Here is a 17,739-nt window from a genome sequence, read left to right on the forward strand (position 1 = left end):
CCTGGCAACGCGCGAGGACATTCGGGCATGGACCGTGGGCAATCTGTTGCTGGAGCTTCCGCGGTGCACCCGCCGTGTTCGGCTTCTGTCACCCCCGCAGGGGCAGTCACCCGTCGGCTGTGAATGGATTGTTTCCGCCCGCGACCTGAAGCACTGGCTGGAAGAACGTGACCCGCCTGTAGTCGCGGCAAGACCGGACGGGACTCGTCGGGCCTTTCGGTTATGGCTGCAGGCCGCGGACGATCGTGTCGACGCCATCATCGATCTCCCGGACGCGTTTTGGTCCGAACTGCGCGGTCGGTTCACGCAAATGGTTTCGGCGATCGCGGGAGAGCTTCGCTGTGTGCAATGCGATGATGTCGTGACGTGCCCGGAAGAAGTGTGCGGCGACAAAACCCACGACGGGGCCTTCACCGTCTGGGCGACGCAGACCCGATGTGTGCGAGGGCATGACCTGTTCAGCGAGGCGCACGCGACCGAGCTTTATTTCGGGGGACGGACGAGTCGTGACTCGGCCTCTCCATCAAGTCGCAGGCAACAGGCTAGGGCCTGAACGAAACAGGGGAAGAGATAGTGATCAGCGGGAAACTGGCAGGGCTGATGTTGGGCGGCATGTTCCTGGTCGGGTGCACCACGACGCCTGTCAGCCTGGATCCTGCGCAGGGCAGTGACACGGTTGGCGTCGGTTCGGCGAATGTCGAGATGGGTTCCGTTACGGACAGCCGGCAACACGGCTCGAACTGGCTGGGGGCCATTCGGGGTGGTTTCGGGAATCCATTGCAGACGCTCGAGACCGAGGAGCCGGTATCCGAGGTGGTTCGCGGACAGTTCATCACGGGGCTGGAACAGCGCGGCATGCTGGCGCAGGAAGGAGAGGGGGATTTCATCCTGGAGGTCGATATCGAGCAACTGGATTCGAACCAGGTGATGCGGCGCGAGGCGCATTCGAGACTGGATGTCGCGCTGATCGACCAGGGCTCGCGCCAGACCGCCTACGAAGATTCCGTGCGCTCGAGCAACATCGAGGGCGGTGCCGGGGGCGGCGTCTTCGCATCCATCGAGAAGCTGGAAGAGATCCTCACGCGGACCCTCTGGGAGACCATCGACGAGGCTTTGGACGACGAGCGTCTGCACCAGGCCATCGCCGTCGGCCCCACGGCGGCTCAGCCATCCAGCGAGTTGGAGGCGGATATTGAGGCCCTCCGGCGGCTTCGAGACCGTGGCGTGATTACGGAAGACGAATACCGCGAGCGCGTACTCGATTTGGTGGACTAATGATGCAGGTTTACCTGTCAGGTCTCGCCTGATTGGATTCGGGAGATTCCAGTCTCCAAACCAACGGGGCGCGGGAGATGATTCCGTTTGGCGTAGGCGTGTGCGTATGCCAATGGATTCGGGGTAGGCGCGCCGAGCTTCGTAACGATGAACTGGAATGCCGCGAGGCGCAGTACAAGGAGGATCTATGTCCTACGACCACCTGAAGGCTAGGCAAAGGGCCGAACGGCACGAACACGCTGGAGGAATCGCCTTGCGTATCCACCGAGCGCTGAGCTGGCTCAAGCGGTCTGAGATGTGCGATGACGAGGATGGACGGTTTATCTTCTTATGGATTGCATTTAATTCCGCCTACGCCAACGACCTCGGTGAGCAGCGTGTTGCTGAGAGTCGGCTATTGCGGGATTTCCTGAGTCGCTTGAGCGACTTGGACTGTGGAAAGCGGCTGTATGGGTTGGTCTGGCGGCAGTATTCCGAATCCATAAGGGTCTTGCTGAATAACCAGTATGTGTTCCAGCCCTATTGGGACTGCCAACACCGTCTCGAGGGAAGCCAAGAGTGGAAGGAAAGTTTCGCCGCAGCCCGACGGGCGGCGCACGCGGCAATCGCTGAACAGGATACAGGTACCGTTCTCGCGATCGTCTTCCAGCGTCTCTACACTCTAAGGAATCAGTTGGTTCATGGCGGGGCGACCTGGGGTAGCTCCGTTAACCGAGAGCAGCTCAGGGATGCCAACCGGATCATGGGGGACTTAGTTCCGGCGGTCATCGAAATCATGCTGGATAACGCGCACGAGCATTGGGGGGATGCTTGCTATCCCGTTCATTGAACGTGCCGTCGATCGTGGCGCGAGGTTTCCCTTCTGGCCCTTGTTGTTCGGCAAACGGTGTCGGTGGGGCGCTACCCCGATGGGGGCTCCTGCCACAGGGCTGGTGTGTTCACACAACCGAAAGGCGCCCCTGTAACCCCAAAAAACGGCGGTTACAGGGGGTATACCAGGCCCACACTGGCCCGATGTCGCCTTAAGAGCGAGGTGACGGGGCATGGAGCCGAATACGGGGCCATTGCTCAGTGGTCCCCTAAGTGCTGAGTGACGGATAATCCCATTGGTATAGACAATCCGAAGGACCGTGCTATCTTGGAGTCATTCCGCTCCTCTCCTTTTGTAATGAGATGGGCAGGTTAATTTACTATACTAAAGAATCTTCGGGGGGGGTTACTTGGAAAAGATTGCAAACATATTTGACGGAAAGTACTACGTCATACCGCAACATCAAAGGGGATTTAGTTGGGAGACCAAAAACGTAAAGGCGTTGTTCGGCGACTTAGATCTGGCTAGAGATCAGTCACATTATATGGGGCCCTTGATTGTTGCAAGAACTGATCAAGCAGATTTTCAAGATGATCAACTCGAAACCACCGTTCAATATGAGATCGAGGACGGCCAGCAAAGATTAACTGCTATCGTGATCATGCTCAGCACATTGGCGCGGAGGATTCAGGATCTAGCTGGAGAAAAGGTTCTGGAATCTGAAGAGCTCTGGAGGAAGCTCTTCTATGAGCGACACGGTGCAAAGCATCTAAGGCTGCAAAATTCAAATCCCGTCCTTCATGAGTACCTTCTGGGGATTGTGAACGGAGAATTGAAGCCTGTCCCAAGTGCCGCGCCCCCAATCAGGCGATTGAAAGACGTCGCTGAATTCATCTGGGACTGGTATGCCGATGAACAGTTTTCTTTGAACGCCCTAAAGCATGAGCGACAAAGGATCCTAAATCAAATTAAATTTGTCTGGGTCGATCTAGCGACCGAACGGGTGAACCGCTATCTTGCATTCGACGCTATCAATTCGCGGGGGCTTCCGCTTTCCGAATTCGATAAAATCAAGAACTTCTGCATACTCATTGCGACGCAGCGACAGTTGTCTGACATTGATCCAAATGGAGAGTGGTACAAAGCGATAACCGAGCTTGAGCGGTTTGAGGTTGGAAGTCGGCAAATGGAAGATCTATTTGTCGCAGAGCTGTACTCGGTATTTCACAATATACGAGTCGGGCCTGATGATGTTCATTCCACGTTTGTTAATGAATATAGTCGACTCCTTGAGCCGTCAGGATCGGATTCACTACAGAAGAACTTTGTGGATTTTATTAGAAGATGGGCTGGTTATGCCGCGTCGTTCGCGTTCGTGGCGGGTGATTCTAGAAGGAGCGTCTGCGGTCCGAGCCTGAATGAACATTCGGCACACTGGTTGGAACAGTTAGATCGCCTTAACCTTATGGGTATTAGCCGACCCGTTCTCGCAGCTTGTCATAACCAGGTTGGCGACGGCGATGGCTTCTCGGAGGTTGCTCGGGTGTGCGAGATATACACCTTCAGGATGCATGCGGTGGTCGGGTTTCGCACGGATGCGAAGGCGCCAGACATCGTCAATCTTGCGCATGAGGTGTTGCGGAACAATAGGTCTACGTTTCATGTTCGTGCAGTTCTCTGTGATTTAATGGCGGAGAATGCGCCCATCTCCAATGTGATCTCCCGCATTGGATCAGGGGAGCCAAAATATTATTACGATCGCAAGGTGAAGGGTTGGCAATTCACCTATTATTTCTTATATCAATATGAACTAGCGAATTCGCCTCAAGGTGTTCCCCATGTGAATTGGAAGGCGGGAAAGCAAGAGAGAATCAATACTCAAGAGCATATTTTGCCTCAACAACATCGTGATGGTGGTTATTGGGAAAGTGAGTGGCCAGATGAGGCTGAGGCGGACAAATACAAACATAGGCTGGGAAATCTGGTCCTGACGGCAGATAACCGAGTGCTGGCTAGGAAGCCGATTTGGGAGAAGATCGACGCGGGTAAAGATGTGTATTCTTTTAGCCACTCGCACGCTACAAACGGCGAGAAGAAGGTGAAAGACTTCACCGACGGGCAGCATTGGGGGCCTCGAGAGATCATCGGTAGGGAGTATTCGTTGCTAGAGTTTGCTTGCAGGAGGTGGGCTGTTCCATGTTGTGAAGATGAGAAGGTCGTGGCCTTGCCGGGTGGATTCGATCCAAAGGGTATATTTGGCACCGATTCTATTGGGTATGACTGGGGCGAGGATTGCGTGCAGGGGTTAGAGGGCGCTGAAGAATTCGAAGGAGAAGTGGATGATTCAGAGTTTGGGGTAGAGTGGGGCGTGTGAATGTGGTAAGGGTGTTGTTCCTTACGTCAGTTGAGTGTTTTCTAGGCTGATATTGATGAATTGAGAGCCGGCGTGCACGCGAAGCATGGTGAGTTGCTTGATATGTAGCCGTGCAACGATGATGGCTTGCTGGCGCGGGACGTGTTTTATATGCGGTGGGCACGCTTGATTGAGCGAGTGGGGACGGTCAGTGACGGTGTCGTTTTTGTTGCTTCGTTGTTGGGTAACCGATGATTCTATACCGCACGTGAAGGCGCCCCTGTTTCGTGGCCGGCAGTGTCTGAGTATCGTGGGAGACGGCCCCACGGAGGACGGATAGCATGGCGAGTACGGTCTATTCGACCGCGCACACCACACCCCTTGTCCGGCGGGAGCTGCAGGAAGCGCCGCCGAGCGTGAACGATGCCGAGCTGGCCCGGCGCAACGGCATCACCCGCATGACATTGTACAAGTGCCAATACCGCAAAGGGGGCGAAGACTGCTCGCATTGTCCTCAATGGCATCAAACGACGCTGGCGCGCGGGTTCCTGAACCCGAAGCTGAGGCGGGCGGCGGTGGCACGCTGCCTGCGCCGGCACGGCGTGGACGACCTTCGGCCCTACCGCGCGAACGGGAAGGAGAGCCCGAGGAGCCGCCCCACAAGTTGTTCAAGGGCTACGTGCCAACCTTAGAGCATGTGGACGTGAAGCACCTGGCTCAGATGGCTGACCCCGCCTCACGTGGTTGCCTGTTCGTGACCATAGACCGCGCCAGCAGCCGGGTCTCCCTGGTGGTGCCACGGACGAAGAGCGCCGAAGCCCCCGCGCGGCCTTCTGAAGACGCTTCTCGAGAAAGGGCTGGTTTATATCATCAACTTCGTCACGCACAACGGAAGGGAGTTCGCGGACCGCTACGCCGCGCGCGAGCCGCCAGGCCATGACTCCTTCGACCGGTTTTGTGCCGAGCACTGGAGCGAGCACCGCCTGGTGCGGCCCAAGACCACGGGCATGGTGCAACGCTTCAGCGGACGCGTCGCGGACCTACTACGAGCCGCCACTTCAACTCCGGTCAGAACCTGGACGAAGCCCTGCGGCACTACCAGCGGGTGTCCAACCAACATATCGGCTAGAAGAAGCTGGGACACTGCACGTCGATGGAAACCCTCAAGCCCTGTCAGGACGAACGCCTCCGCTGATTCGAAAAGGTGCGCATGCCCAAGAGAGACCTGACATTCGGCGATTCGGATAGGCCGGGCGATGCGCGCGACTGCGCCACCCGACCGGCTAATGATCTTGGCGCCTTGACCGACGTGCACCGTATGAAGTCAACTAAGGCTCTACAACAAGGCCAACGGAAAGATATGGGGCTCAGAGAGGTTCTCACACGCGCGACTTATAGTACGGAAGAGTCGTCACTTTTGAATGAATTCTACATTCCCGCTCTGAGCCAGTCGGTTCGGTACGACCGTGCCGTAGGGTACTTTTCTGCCGGGATGCTCTCGTTTGCCGCGCAAGGTTTAAGCTCCTTCGTGAAGAGGGAGGGAAAAATGCGATTATTAGTAGGGGAGCCTCTCGATCCCGAAGAGTATGAGGCCGTTAAAAAGGGGCATGAACTACAGAAGATCCATCAGCGTATCGCTGCCAACACGAAAATGGTGATGGACAACGCAGAAGGCGCCCTGCTTAAAGACCGGCTCAAGCTCTTGAGCTGGCTTGTGGCCGCTGGGAGGCTTCAAATAAAAATTGGGCTGACTGTCCGGGGCCTTTATCACGAGAAGATCGGAATCCTAGAAGACGATCAGGGCAATAGTATCGTATTTCAGGGATCGGCCAACGAGACCGTAGCGGCATTGTCCCCGGACTTTAATTTTGAATCTGTCGCGGTTTACCCAAGTTGGAAGCCAGAGATCTATGCAGAGTATGGGCGACCATATGCAAGTCGCTTCGAGAGGTTGTGGAATGGCACGGCACGGGGCGTCACTACCCTAGAGCTTCCCTCCGCGGCATACGAGTCAATTAAGAGTTATTACACGAAAAATGTGCCGCCTGAAAGTCGCGAACGAGAACATTCTATAATCGAATCCGAAAAGCACGTAGGCGATGAGTTTCCCAAGATCCCCGAATTTATTGGTGGACGTGATTACGATCTCATGTCGCACCAACGGACAGCACTTGACGAGTGGAAAGCACATGACTACTTAGGCATCCTCGCGCTGGCCACTGGGGCAGGGAAGACCATCACCGCGTTGCATGCAGCCGCCAAGCTCGCAGATTACCACAAAAGCGCTGGTGGTAAATTCATCCTGATCGTCGGTGTTCCCTACCAGGTCCTCGCCGATCAGTGGTGCGACGTGATGGCTCTATATAATATAAATCCTATTCGTTGTTACCGCAATCAAGAGCTGTGGCGCACCGAACTTGATGAGGCGATCTCCGATCTTACCTTGTCTCGCGATGCGCGGTTTCTGGCGGCCGTCGTCGTAAACGCTACCCTGGCGCGCGATGAATTCATGTCTCAGCTTCGACGCGTTAACGGTAATAATCTTCTGTTTATAGGTGATGAGTGCCACCACCACGCTGCAGACTCGCTATTGGAAAAATTGCCGGAGGCTCGTTATCGCCTTGGCCTATCAGCAACACCCTGGTCCTTCAATGAAGCTGAACGGAAGGCAAGGCTCAAGAGATATTACGGAGGTGTTATAGCGACTTATTCTTTAGAACGCGCCCTACGGGATCAAGTACTAACGCCGTACGAATATCACTTTCATCGCGTTACATTAAATGACCAAGAGATGGATGAGTACGAGCGACTTAGTGCCGAGATCGCACCAATTATCGCGGCAAAAGAAAAAGGTGCGCGCGTGAACGAAGAGAAGCTCATGCACTTGTTTATGGCTCGGGCAAGAGTTTTAGGATCGGCCAGGGCGAAGTTTGAGCGCCTAAAAGAGCTAGTCGTTGAAATGGGTGTGATGAGGCACAGCCTATTCTACTGCGGGGATGGCTCTACGGACAACGATTCAGGGAATGGTAGCTTACGGGACGTTGAGCGCGTGGCAGAGGTATTGGGCGAGAATGGTTGGAGATCCTCACGATTTACGGCCCAAGAATCTCACGCTGAACGTATCCGCGTTATGGAGAATTTTAGGTACGGAGACATCGATGCGGTGGTGGCCATTCGAGTGTTGGACGAGGGATTCGATATGCCGGAATGTCGACACGCATTCTTACTAGGCAGCTCGCGAAACGATCGGCAGTTTATTCAGCGGCGTGGTCGCATCTTACGGCGGGCGGAGGGTAAGGACTCTGCGGTAATTCACGACTTCGCGGTAATGCCGGGACCCAATCAGGGATCAGGAACGTCCAGTGGGCTTGTCGAACAAGAATTAGAACGAGTGGTGGAATTCAGCAGGTTTTCCAAGAATCATGACGTTCTGTGGCCAGAGATCGAGATGGTGGCGGAGGACTTTAATGTCGACCTAGCTGGTATCTACGAAATAGTTAAGTCGAAAGAGGTGGTGGTCGAATGAACGCAGACGAAGTCAAGGAGTTTCTAGAAACGGTGAGGAAAGATCCGAGTGTAGTTCAATCCGGCCGGGACGAAATTGATGAACTTCTCCTTGGGGTAATTAAGATCGAAAAGAAATACCTATACGGGCTAGAGTCCGCGAGTAAGTCCCGAAGACAAGAAGAGATTCGCAAGTACCTCGACAAAAATATGCATAAGGGTTTGGGGGGGTAAGAATGCTTCTTAAGAGTCTGTCTCTGTATAATTTTCGACAATTTTATGGTGAGAATAGTATTCATTTTGCACGCGACTCCGTGCGGAATGTTACGCTCATTCACGCGGAAAATGGCGTCGGTAAGACGACTCTCTTGAACGCGATCCAATGGTGTCTTTTCGGGAAGCTAAATTCTGACTTTGAACAGCCAGAAGATCTAGTGTCCTACGAAGCAAAGAAAGAAAATCGAAAGACGAGTCGGGTGGAGGTGGAGTTTGAGTACGAGGGAGAAGAGTATCTAGCGCAAAGGCATTTTGAGATCGGCCGAAAAGAAACAAAGTTTAAATTATTCTGGATCCAGAGTCACAATTATAAAGAGGTCCCGAACCCATCGAATTTTGTGAATAGCATCCTGCCAAAAGATATGGCGAACTATTTTTTCTTTCATGGGGAAGGTATATCTTCCATTTCCGATGCGAGGACCGGCGACAAATTTCGACGCGCGGTTCGGGACATCCTTGGATTTACTTTTGCCGAAGCCGCAATTGATGATCTCAAGTCGATTAAAGTGCAGTACGGTAAGAAAGCGAAGGAGCTTGACTTGCGTAATGATGCGCTCCGTCAAGCAGCTGAGAAGAAAATAGAAGCGGAGCAGAAACTTCATGAGATCACAGACGAGCAGGAGAAGGTCAAGGAGGAGCTTCAGAGCCGGCAAGAAGAGCTTGAAGACCTTGAGTCGAAATTGTCGAAAAGTGGCAACGCGGACGTCACCAGAATCAAGCGGGAGCTCGATAACGCTTGCCGCCGGATAGACCGTGATAACCGCGAGCTCTCCTCGTGCTTTGCGGACCGTCAAGCGTTGATTTCAAAGTACGGATGGGCGGTGTTTGGCTCAGGCCTGGCGGGGGAAGGGCTGGAGTTCATCGATGAATCGACATTGAAGGGCCGAATCCCATCGCCGTATCAGGAAACGTTTGTGCAAGACTTGTTGAACCAGGGGGAATGCATTTGTGGGCGTCCTCTGGAAGGGGGCGGGGAAGCTTATACGAGGGTGGTAAGTTTGTTAGAGACAGCAAATACGGCGTTGATGAGCCAGCGCGTGATGAAGGCGCGTTCGGCTGCGGACAATATGGCTGGTGTAGCTGAGGAGTTCCTTAACAAAGTCGAAGAGATTGAGTCAAAACGAAGAAGGCTAGACAAAGATTTAGCGGGAGCGGAACAGGTTAGAAACGAATTAGAAGAAGAGCTCGACGCCGTCGATGAAAGTGAGATTCAGCGCATGAACGAGGCGAGGAGAAAAGCGCAAAGTAAGCGCGACGAGTCGTTAAGGGAAGACGAACGATTGAATGTTCGGAAAAAGCAACGAGAGCGAGAATTTGAGCAAGCGAATAGGGAACTCCAAGCGAGGGGCGGGGGAGATGAGCAGCTTGAACGTCTTTCAGCAATACAGGAGCTCATCGAAAACATGATGATTCGCTGTAGGAAGAGGTTAGACGAGTTTGAGGAGAGCGCCAGAGGAACGATTGCAAAAACTGTCGATAGGTTCCTGGAACGATTTTCGAGAGATGACTATTCTGTCCGGGTGAATAGTGCGTTTGAGTTTGTCTTAGTTCGCCGTTCGGATGGGGGGATTGTGCCGAAAAGTAAAGGCGAAAATTTGCTTCTTAATCTTGCATTTGTTTCGGCGCTTATCGATATGGCTTACAAGCGCGAGAAGGCTAGCGGAGACTTTTTGGTGCAAGGGACGGTGGCGCCGTTCGTGATTGATGCGCCCTTTGGGGAGTTGGATGATACCTATAGGGCCGCAACCGCGGAGTTTCTTCCGCAAACGGCCAAGCAACTAGTTTTACTGCTGTCGTCCTCGCACTGGAAGGGTACAGTGGATGATGCGATTCGTGAGAAAGTTGGGGCAGAATATGTTTTGGTGTCGCACAAGCGTGTCGAACAAGGAGACAAACCAAAAGATTTGCTTCATATTCATGGTCACGAATACGCTCAGTCGATCTATGGCGCCGAGCGTGATTGCACGGAAGTGACGGAGGTGTTGTAAATGGCGACGGTATACATTCCAGCAGAATATAAAGAGATTGCAGAACGTCTTGCGCGCGAGGATACGCGATATGGTCGGCGTCCGATTTTCGCGACATATATGCAGCTCATGGTCTTCGCAGCGATGGTTGGATACAGCGAGAGAAAGGGCAGGCGAGAGCTCGAGAGTAAGGAGCGGGGATCGGAAGTCGAAGAGCGCGTGTTTGTTAATGAACGCTTCGATGGCTTGGCCTATTTATTGGCATTGCACGAGTACAAGGATGGCGATATATTGCGTGATTCTCGTGACGCCGAATGTTGGCGAGTTATTGAGGGGTACGCGGCTAACGGTTTTGAATGTATAAAGGATTGGTTGCTGGATTCGGCGACCGATATCGATGGTGTTGACACGTTACTGGCTCGGATGAAGGAAAAGGCAGCAGATCATGTCGCCGATGAGACAGAGCGTCTCCATCCTGACGTGGAATTCTAGAGGTAATGAGCGGCGATTCGCGTTGGGGGTCGGCAGTGAGTGGCAGAACGATGAGGGAGGGTCGAGTCGGCTGCAACAGGGGCGTGCATAATTAGAGATTTACGGGAGTGCTGTATCTGTCGGTATTGGACGGGCAGAACAACCAGCAGGCAATCGTGGGAAAAGGTTTCGGCTTAATCCTGCAAGCGCTGGACGGTGAGTTTTTGGACTTCCGTCAACGTCGGGAGGAATGGGGTGCCGGGACTCCTCGGAGCTTAATGCCGTCGGAGTGGCCGGTGAGTACGGTTTGCAGCGGTTTTTCCGGCTGGATTAATCCGGGTTCCACGCTCCGCGGGTCGGCCCGATTGGTTTTCGTAAGCCAGACGAACTTGGGGCCACAGTCCAGCCGGAGTGGCTGCGGAAGGCTTCGCGAGGCTGCGATTCGTTCTAGGATCCGGATTAGGCGTATGGCTGGGAGATTCCGATCGATCGCCAGCGCCACCGCGTCCCGGTTGAAGTCGTCCATAACGTTGAAGGTGCGGAAACGCTGTCCTTCCCATCGCGCAGCCGACATGAAGTCTGCTGGCGAGCACGTATACGGAAGCTCCGTTGGCGGCAGGGGTCGGGGTCCCGTGGAAAGTAGCAATTGTTCTTGCGCCGCACGTTCAGCGTCAGGGCACAGGACAACCGGCACACCCGCTTGTGGGTCTTGGGCAGCCCCCGACCGCCCGCTAAGGTAGAACAGCTTGCCAAAGCTCCGCTCCGGATGGGGGGCTGCTTGTTCAGGCTACCGTGGGGGCGTTGCCAGTTGTAGTCGTGGATCTACCGGGGCAGGTGGCGTTTGCGTTCCTCCGACGTGGGATAGGTGAAGGCATAGGCTCACTCGCGCAGTGCGGTCTGGGTGAAGCGCTCGGCCTTGCCGTTGGTTCGCGGCGTGTAGGGCCGGGTGCCCTGTCTGTCAACCTGAAGCCATACAGCCCTTGTATGGGTTAACGTAGATTTCAGGGTCATGACAGCAGGAGCCGACTGATGCCGAAGGCACCGAGTGAGTTACCCGAGTCTCAGGTGAGCCCGGACCCGAAACAAGAGCGGCGGACACGCCGCCGTTTTACCGCCGAGTACAAGTTGCAGATCATCGCCGAGGCCGACCAGTGCCAGCGGGGCGAGGTGGGCCAGCTACTGCGACGCGAGGGTCTGTACAGCAGCCAGCTCAACCAGTGGCGCCGCGAACGGGCCGCTGGTGGTCCGGAAGGGCTCTCCAAGTCTGCTCCCGGTCCGGCCGCAAGCACGACCCCGGAGCAGCGGCGCATCGAGCAGCTGGAAAAGGAGAATGCCAAGCTGAGCAAGCGTCTGCAGACCGCCGAGGCATGCATTGATCTGCAAAAAAAAACGTTGTCACTGCTCGATCACGTGAACAATGGGAGCTCTGTGTGAACCAGGTCGTCACCGAACGGCCCGAGGGCCTGTCCGTGACGGCGGCCTGCCGGGCCCTCGGGCTCAATCGCAGCACGGTCTACGCGCGCCAGCGGGAGGGGCTCAGTGAAGAGCAGCGGGCCGCCAACCGCTCCCGCAAGGAATTCGTGCAACCGCGCGCCCTGAGCGCCGAGGAGCGCCAACGTGCCCGGGACGTGCTGTACAGCGAGGCGTATCAGGACCAGCCGCCGGATGAGATCTACTGTGACCTGCTGGAGCAGGGTGAGTACATCGGCTCCGTGCGCACGCTCTACCGCATTTTGGCCGAGGACAGGGCCACCCGGGAGCGTCGTAACCAGCGGCCGGCTCAGCACCACGCCATCCCGCGCCTGCTGGCCAAGGCCCCCAATCAAGTGTGGACCTGGGACATCTCGAAGCTCCCGACCACGGGCCAGGGCCCCTACCTGTCTCTCTACGTGGTCATGGACTTGTACAGCCGCTACGTGCTCGCCTGGATGGTCTCACGCAAAGAGAACAGCACCCTGGCTCAGCAACTGATGAGCGAGGCGGCCGCCCGCTACGCCATTGCCCAGGGTTCGCTCACCCTGCATCAGGACCGGGGAGCCCCCATGACCGCCCATGGCTATCTCGATCTGATGCATGAGCTGGGCATCGTGTGCAGCCACAGCCGCCCGCGCACCAGCAACGACAATGCCTTCAGCGAGGGCCAGTTCAAGACGCTGAAGTACCAGCCGGACTATCCGGGCCGGTTCGAAAACGCGTCCCACGCCCGTCAGTGGTGCGAGGCGTACTTCGACTGGTACAACTTCCAACATCACCACAGCGGCATCGGCGGCTACACCCCGGAGCAGGTCTTCACCGGACGCTTCGAGCTCGTCCATGCGCAGCGCCAGCAGGCGCTAGACGCCCAATACCGCCGTCACCCCGAGCGCTTCGTCCAGGGCGCCCCAGTCGCCCCACGACCACCCGAGTGGGTGACCATCAACCCGGTAACGCCCGAAGCGGCTGACACCGGTGAGTCGTTAGGCGTGAACTTCCCAACCCTGAGCGCCGCCAGGGCACGGGTAGACAATACGTTATCCTCCGCGTGACGTGTTCAAAACAGGTTGACAGGTTCCGGGACCGGCGCTGGCCAGCGTCCTGGCGCAGCCCGACGTCCATGGGGCGTCGGTCGAGGGCGCAGCACGCCTGATGGAGCGCCTCGATGGCCCCGCGGCGGCTCGGCGGCTGCTGGAACGCCACCAAAAGAGCCTGTCGGCGCCGGGCCTGCTATGGCTCGCTCGCGAATGGCGGCGAGAGGGGCGATTCGACCAGGCGGTGCCCGTTTGGGAAGCGCTGGCCGAGCGGGGCGTTCAGGAGGCACTGGAGGCACTGGCCAAGTTCCACGAACACCAGCGTCGGGACTGGGAGCGGGCGCTCGCGTACGCGGAACGCCTGAAGCCTGGACCGAATGCAGAATCCCGCCGCCTTCGGTTGCGCGCTCGGGGCGCGATCACAAATGGCTGGGATTGAATAGAAGACCTCTGCATGCCGAAACCCCCTGTTTGGCATAAAACCCCGGCCACGCTGTTGAGTAGCGAGGCCAGGGAGGATTGTGTCCGCGCTCTACGGGGTGCGACTCCAAGAGCGACGAATCTGGCTTTGTATGTTTCGTATTGCCCGGGAATCACTGGGGCTCTTGGCGATCACGACCAAATTTCCGTTGGGAAGATGGAGCTTCCCATGTTTCTTCCCGTTACGATATGTAGCACCGATCTTGATACACTTTTTTAAATAATCGTTGACGTCCTTGTTGTTAGTCATCTGTCTCATTAAGGTCACGCGGGAACCTGATTGTTCTTGCATGTACCCGGAACACGGCATGCGCACGCCGACGGAACATGACAAGCGTGCCCCGCGCAACGTGTGGCCGCGAGCCGGTCTTCGGGGTAGGGCCCGAAATGAGTTTCGTACGCGGAAACGGTCCGGGAGAACGCAGCGTCCAGGTCGCGGCGCGCTGCAGCCGATCCAAGCCCGAGATACGGGTAGTGGTGGAGGTACCCTCCAAAAACCTTCTGGCAGTCATCCTGATACGCCATAGTGTCGAGAATGTGATTGTGCCAAAACTCGTCAACGAGACGGCTCGGCACTACATCTAAATGAGGTTCGAGAAGGCACAGCGTAAGGAAGCGCCGGTACTCCTGTTCGGCAAATTCAAGGGTCGATTCGCTCCAGTTGTTTCCCTCATGGGGGTCGCGCATCTTGTTCTTGATACCAGAGAAATCAAGGTTCTGCACCCAGGGATCTAACATGATCGTTCTCCGTTTTTCGATTTCAGGTTTTCAATTATTAGCGTTCGTTCAATTATGGGCCAAGGGTGATGGTGGTGTTTCTCTCCTTTTTCGCTCTGGGGTGGGGTGTTTGTAAGGCCTATTTCTAGGTCGGCGAATTCATTTTTCTTTTTTAAAGTAAGTTTGAGAACCGGGGAGTTGTGGCTCGGGTCGATTGTGTAGGTCCAACCGTTCTCTTCCTGCTGATGCAGCCAGGACTCGAGTTTCGGAAGCAGGTCGTCGCAGATCTGGTGGGCAAGGGGATGTCGGAGACTTACACGGGGACCCTTGATGACGCAGGCATCAAAGAACGGGGCGTCGAGCCGGTTCGATTCCGGTAGGTCGAGAGTGGTCGGTGTTTGACCAAGAACGTTGAAAACGAGACTCAAGGGCGCACAAACGGGATCAGGCTGTTCAGGGTCAGTGATCGTCCAGGAGTATCGTTGCAGCAAGTCCCTAATGAAGATATCCAGCATCTTCCGATCACGGGATAGGAGATTCGGGAAACGGATACCGTTGGGGCCCTCTTGGGTGGCAGGAAGGCAGCGACGGATCTCGATCCAATGTGGGGACGAAGCAGTCGCGGTGAAAATAAGCAGTCGAATTCCACTGGCATCGCGGTTTATTGGTTCGATGTGAATTCTGGGTATGGCCGTGGAACTTACCTTCTTCAGTAGCGGTTCAACCCCGCTGTTCAGAAGGTTTACTGTGCCAAGGAAAATGCGTCCGGGTTCCTCCATCCAAGGGGCCAAGAGAAACCAGTGTCCATCGACGGATAAGCTCTCGGGGTGGTCGGGAATGGATATCCCCAGTGTGCTCAAGAGCGTATTACGCTCTTCGTTGTGGTCCGCAAGAAGGAATTTTTCGTAATAGGACGCTGCCGCGAATGTTGCGGCACTGATGTCTCCGTCGAGTGCATGGTCAAGCCAAAACAAGTCGCTGCGTTCGGGGTCTTCTTCCTGCAAGGCCTTAACCCGTGCGAGCCAGGTGTCGTCTTGCATGCCATGCTCGATTGCGACTCGAATCCGCCCGGCCAAACGACCGAAGGTTCCACGAGATGAATGCTTTAGATGGGCTCCCTGGATGTCGTCGATGTCGACCCCAAAGTACCTCGCAATCCGCTCCGCTACCTTTGGCGTCACTCGTCCGGTTCGCTCGATCCGTTGGTACGTTGTTTCGCGACTACGCTGTTGTTCCGCGGTCATTTTTTCTTCGGCGATTGACGAGGTATCCAATGCCACTCGGCGTTGGGTGACGCCCTCCATCTGGCGGAGTTCTCGGAGCCGTTGGGTGTCGAGTCGAATCCCTTTGGGCATGGTTTGCGGTCCTGGTGACTGGTCTGTTGAACGAAAGATAGGCGCGTGAAAAACCTGTGTCAATTGGCAGCAACACATCGTTTAAGATTTTTTCTGTCCTAGACGCTGGTCTCGCGAATAGAGCAGCGCTCTCAGAACTCTCGATGCGTTCGAGGTAAAGGCCTACGCTAGGGTTTGGAGGTCCCTCGTCTGCGGAGGGGCATGCGATTATGGTCGTCGCTGAACCGGGGGCCAGTCCGTCATTTGCGCTGGATGTATGAGGAGCTAACGACTTGTGCGGACGATTCGCGCGCTACTCGGCCACCAGTGAACTGGCCTGGCGATACTTTGAGATCCGGATTGAGGTGGGCTTGGATGCCCCTCGGTACAACGTTGCCCCGGGCACCGATGTCGAAGTCTTTCGGGCGGGGGAGGAAACACCGGCCGCGTTTCAGCCGATGCATTGGGGGTTCCGGCCCAAACGGGTAACGGATGGGCCGCAGCCCATCAACGCCCGCGCCGAGAAGGTCGCGAGCAGTCCGTATTTCCGCAGTGCCTTCGCGCATCGGCGCTGCATCGTCCCGGCGGATGGCTGGTACGAGTGGCAAAAGACCGAACAGGGCAAGCAGCCGCATTTCATTACGCTGACCGACAACGCGCCGCAGGACGTGCTCTTGTTGGCCGGCATCTGGGAACCGACCACCGACGGCGGGGCCTGCTGCGCGATCATCACCGAGCCTGCGTCCGAGCACCTGGCGCAGATCCACGACCGGCAGCCACTCGCGCTCGACGCCGAATGCCGATGGGATTGGCTCGATCCCGAGATCACCGACCGCGAGCAGGTCCGCCATATCACTCTCCGTATGCCGCCTTCCGCTTTGCGGGCGTATCCAGTTTCCACCCGAGTGAATCGGCCGGCGAATGATGATCGGTCGTTGCTTGATCCCGTAGACCGGGCTTAATCAACCGTTTGCCTGCCCGAGGCCCGTCGCTGGGGGGCATCTCCCAGCCGTTGTCTTTCTCTGGATGTTGCAGGAGCAGAGCATCCCGAAGCGTTCGTCCAAGTCCGAGTGAATCAGCGAGAGCCCCAGGCTTGATGCAAAGATACAAAAATTTGTATAGGCTATGAGTATGTCCGGTTCAGGCCCCAAGCCGGTCGTGTTCCGAGCGACGGCACTGGACGATTTCCGTGCTTTCCCCTTGTCGGCAAGAAGGGAGGCCGGGCACCAGATCGACCAAATCCAGCATGGAGGAGACCCCGACGACTGGAAGCCGATACAGTCCGTGGGGAAGGGTGTCAGAGAAATCCGGGTCCGAGACGAGGCCGGAGCATTTCGGGTCCTCTATGTCGCCAAGTTCGGGGTGCGGTTTACGTGCTGCATTGCTTCTGGAAGAAGACACAAAAGACCCGCAAGAGCGATCTGGAGTTAGCCGCTCAGCGTTATCGCGATTTGCTGCAGGAGATAGGCCAATGACCGAGCACCGATTCAACAGTGTGTGGGATGCGATTGAGAACACCCCGGAAGAAGCGGAGAACCTGAAGCTGCGTTCCGCTCTGATGAGGGCCCTCAAGGACCATCTCGTTGGCTCGGAAATGAAACAGGGCGAGGCCGCGAAACTCTTCGGAGTCACGCAGCCGCGAGTTTCTGATCTGATGCGAGGAAAGATCGACGTGTTTAGCCTCGATGCCCTGGTGAACATGGCAGCGGCCGCCGGCTTGCACGTTGAGTTGCGGGTCCTCGACGCCGCGTAGCTGTGTCCGCCTCTTTTGATCGCAAAAGTTCTAGCGTCGGCCTACCGTGTTATGGGTGGGTAGTCCAGCGATCCATGGGGTAGGTGGCTCTCGAGACTCCAGTAAGGATGCCGATTGAGTGTTGCTCCCAATCATCGTCGCGATGACCGCTGGGTCGCTCTAGAATCCCGTTTCTGTCCCCATCGCTATCTCCGTGGATATCCTGGAGCGTAATCTGGGGTCCTACGTGCGACACGCCCAGGAGGCAGCATGAGCACCTATATCCTGATCGGTCTCATTGCGGTTGGAACA

General features: G+C 56.1%; 13 protein-coding genes and 3 pseudogenes. 13 read left to right on the forward strand and 3 right to left on the reverse strand.

What is annotated here, in order from left to right:
• Position 1: 1 nt before the first annotated feature.
• The 7 genes from D573_RS14860 (at position 2) to D573_RS0112930 (ending at position 10,678) form a co-directional block, all read left to right on the forward strand.
• Positions 2 to 553, forward strand: a complete 552-nt coding sequence (locus tag D573_RS14860) for a hypothetical protein (RefSeq protein WP_051076223.1) — start codon at positions 2 to 4, stop codon at positions 551 to 553.
• A 20-nt stretch (positions 554 to 573) separates the two neighbouring features.
• Positions 574 to 1,275 carry a YajG family lipoprotein gene (locus tag D573_RS0112895; protein WP_018939215.1) on the forward strand — a complete coding sequence of 234 codons (702 nt, stop codon included), beginning with the start codon at positions 574 to 576 and terminating at the stop codon, positions 1,273 to 1,275.
• A gap of 187 nt (positions 1,276 to 1,462) precedes the next feature.
• The gene (locus tag D573_RS0112900; RefSeq protein WP_018939038.1) at positions 1,463 to 2,104 is read left to right on the forward strand and encodes a HEPN domain-containing protein; all 642 of its coding nucleotides are present in this window, start codon (positions 1,463 to 1,465) and stop codon (positions 2,102 to 2,104) included.
• Between the two features lie 391 nt (positions 2,105 to 2,495).
• Positions 2,496 to 4,460: a DUF262 domain-containing protein gene (locus D573_RS14450; protein WP_081618768.1), complete on the forward strand. Its 1,965-nt coding sequence runs from the start codon at positions 2,496 to 2,498 to the stop codon at positions 4,458 to 4,460.
• A gap of 1,189 nt (positions 4,461 to 5,649) precedes the next feature.
• A complete protein-coding gene (locus tag D573_RS0112915) occupies positions 5,650 to 7,965 on the forward strand; it encodes a DEAD/DEAH box helicase family protein (protein ID WP_231367874.1) in 2,316 nt (771 codons plus the stop codon).
• Between the two features lie 214 nt (positions 7,966 to 8,179).
• Entirely contained in the window at positions 8,180 to 10,207 is a 2,028-nt protein-coding gene (locus tag D573_RS0112925; protein WP_038039918.1) for an AAA family ATPase, read from the forward strand.
• Positions 10,208 to 10,678, forward strand: a complete 471-nt coding sequence (locus D573_RS0112930) for a hypothetical protein (RefSeq protein WP_018939044.1) — start codon at positions 10,208 to 10,210, stop codon at positions 10,676 to 10,678. It abuts the gene before it with no gap.
• A gap of 804 nt (positions 10,679 to 11,482) precedes the next feature.
• Here D573_RS0112930 and D573_RS14460 read toward each other — a convergent pair.
• A pseudogene (locus tag D573_RS14460) lies at positions 11,483 to 11,605 on the reverse strand (IS481 family transposase); the annotation flags it as partial.
• An 81-nt stretch (positions 11,606 to 11,686) separates the two neighbouring features.
• On the opposite strand from D573_RS14460, the gene D573_RS14710 reads away from it, so the two are divergent.
• The 3 genes and pseudogenes from D573_RS14710 to D573_RS0112945 all read left to right on the forward strand — a co-directional run.
• Positions 11,687 to 12,091, forward strand: a complete 405-nt coding sequence (locus D573_RS14710) for a transposase (protein WP_018937668.1) — start codon at positions 11,687 to 11,689, stop codon at positions 12,089 to 12,091.
• A complete protein-coding gene (locus D573_RS0112940) occupies positions 12,088 to 13,182 on the forward strand; it encodes an IS3 family transposase (protein WP_018937667.1) in 1,095 nt (364 codons plus the stop codon). Before D573_RS14710 ends, D573_RS0112940 begins: the two co-directional genes overlap by 4 nt.
• 28 nt (positions 13,183 to 13,210) lie before the next feature.
• A pseudogene (locus D573_RS0112945) lies at positions 13,211 to 13,603 on the forward strand (hypothetical protein); the annotation flags it as partial.
• 305 nt (positions 13,604 to 13,908) lie between these two features.
• Here D573_RS0112945 and D573_RS0112950 read toward each other — a convergent pair.
• Together D573_RS0112950 and D573_RS0112955 are read right to left on the reverse strand one after the other, a co-directional pair.
• A complete protein-coding gene (locus D573_RS0112950; protein ID WP_018939046.1) occupies positions 13,909 to 14,382 on the reverse strand; it encodes a hypothetical protein in 474 nt (157 codons plus the stop codon).
• Complete coding sequence (locus tag D573_RS0112955) at positions 14,376 to 15,716, reverse strand: helix-turn-helix transcriptional regulator (protein ID WP_018939047.1); 1,341 nt, start codon at positions 15,714 to 15,716, stop codon at positions 14,376 to 14,378. The genes D573_RS0112950 and D573_RS0112955 overlap by 7 nt, the downstream gene beginning before the upstream one ends.
• A 272-nt stretch (positions 15,717 to 15,988) precedes the next feature.
• Here D573_RS0112955 and D573_RS0112960 point away from each other — a divergent pair, with 272 nt between their 5' ends.
• The 3 genes and pseudogenes from D573_RS0112960 to D573_RS0112965 all read left to right on the forward strand — a co-directional run bounded on the left by D573_RS0112960 (position 15,989) and on the right by D573_RS0112965 (position 17,448).
• Complete coding sequence (locus tag D573_RS0112960; RefSeq protein WP_018939048.1) at positions 15,989 to 16,657, forward strand: SOS response-associated peptidase; 669 nt, start codon at positions 15,989 to 15,991, stop codon at positions 16,655 to 16,657.
• A gap of 163 nt (positions 16,658 to 16,820) precedes the next feature.
• Positions 16,821 to 17,170: pseudogene (locus D573_RS14465) on the forward strand (type II toxin-antitoxin system RelE/ParE family toxin).
• Positions 17,167 to 17,448: a helix-turn-helix domain-containing protein gene (locus D573_RS0112965; protein WP_018939049.1), complete on the forward strand. Its 282-nt coding sequence runs from the start codon at positions 17,167 to 17,169 to the stop codon at positions 17,446 to 17,448. Before D573_RS14465 ends, D573_RS0112965 begins: the two are co-directional and overlap by 4 nt.
• Positions 17,449 to 17,739: the final 291 nt, after the last annotated feature.

The sequence above is a fragment of the Thioalkalivibrio sp. AKL9 genome, assembly GCF_000377825.1.
GTDB lineage: Bacteria > Pseudomonadota > Gammaproteobacteria > Ectothiorhodospirales > Ectothiorhodospiraceae > Thioalkalivibrio > Thioalkalivibrio versutus.

Excerpts from the sequence above, each read along its gene's own strand:
- D573_RS0112955 (WP_018939047.1), bottom strand. The coding sequence starts at position 15,716 with ATGCCCAAAGGGATTCGACTCGACACCCAACGGCTCCGAGAACTCCGC.
- D573_RS14710 (WP_018937668.1), top strand. The coding sequence starts at position 11,687 with ATGCCGAAGGCACCGAGTGAGTTACCCGAGTCTCAGGTGAGCCCGGAC.
- D573_RS0112915 (WP_231367874.1), top strand. The coding sequence starts at position 5,650 with ATGCCCAAGAGAGACCTGACATTCGGCGATTCGGATAGGCCGGGCGAT.
- D573_RS0112900 (WP_018939038.1), top strand. The coding sequence starts at position 1,463 with ATGTCCTACGACCACCTGAAGGCTAGGCAAAGGGCCGAACGGCACGAA.
- D573_RS0112950 (WP_018939046.1), bottom strand. The coding sequence starts at position 14,382 with ATGTTAGATCCCTGGGTGCAGAACCTTGATTTCTCTGGTATCAAGAAC.
- D573_RS0112930 (WP_018939044.1), top strand. The coding sequence starts at position 10,208 with ATGGCGACGGTATACATTCCAGCAGAATATAAAGAGATTGCAGAACGT.
- D573_RS0112965 (WP_018939049.1), top strand. The coding sequence starts at position 17,167 with ATGACCGAGCACCGATTCAACAGTGTGTGGGATGCGATTGAGAACACC.
- D573_RS0112925 (WP_038039918.1), top strand. The coding sequence starts at position 8,180 with ATGCTTCTTAAGAGTCTGTCTCTGTATAATTTTCGACAATTTTATGGT.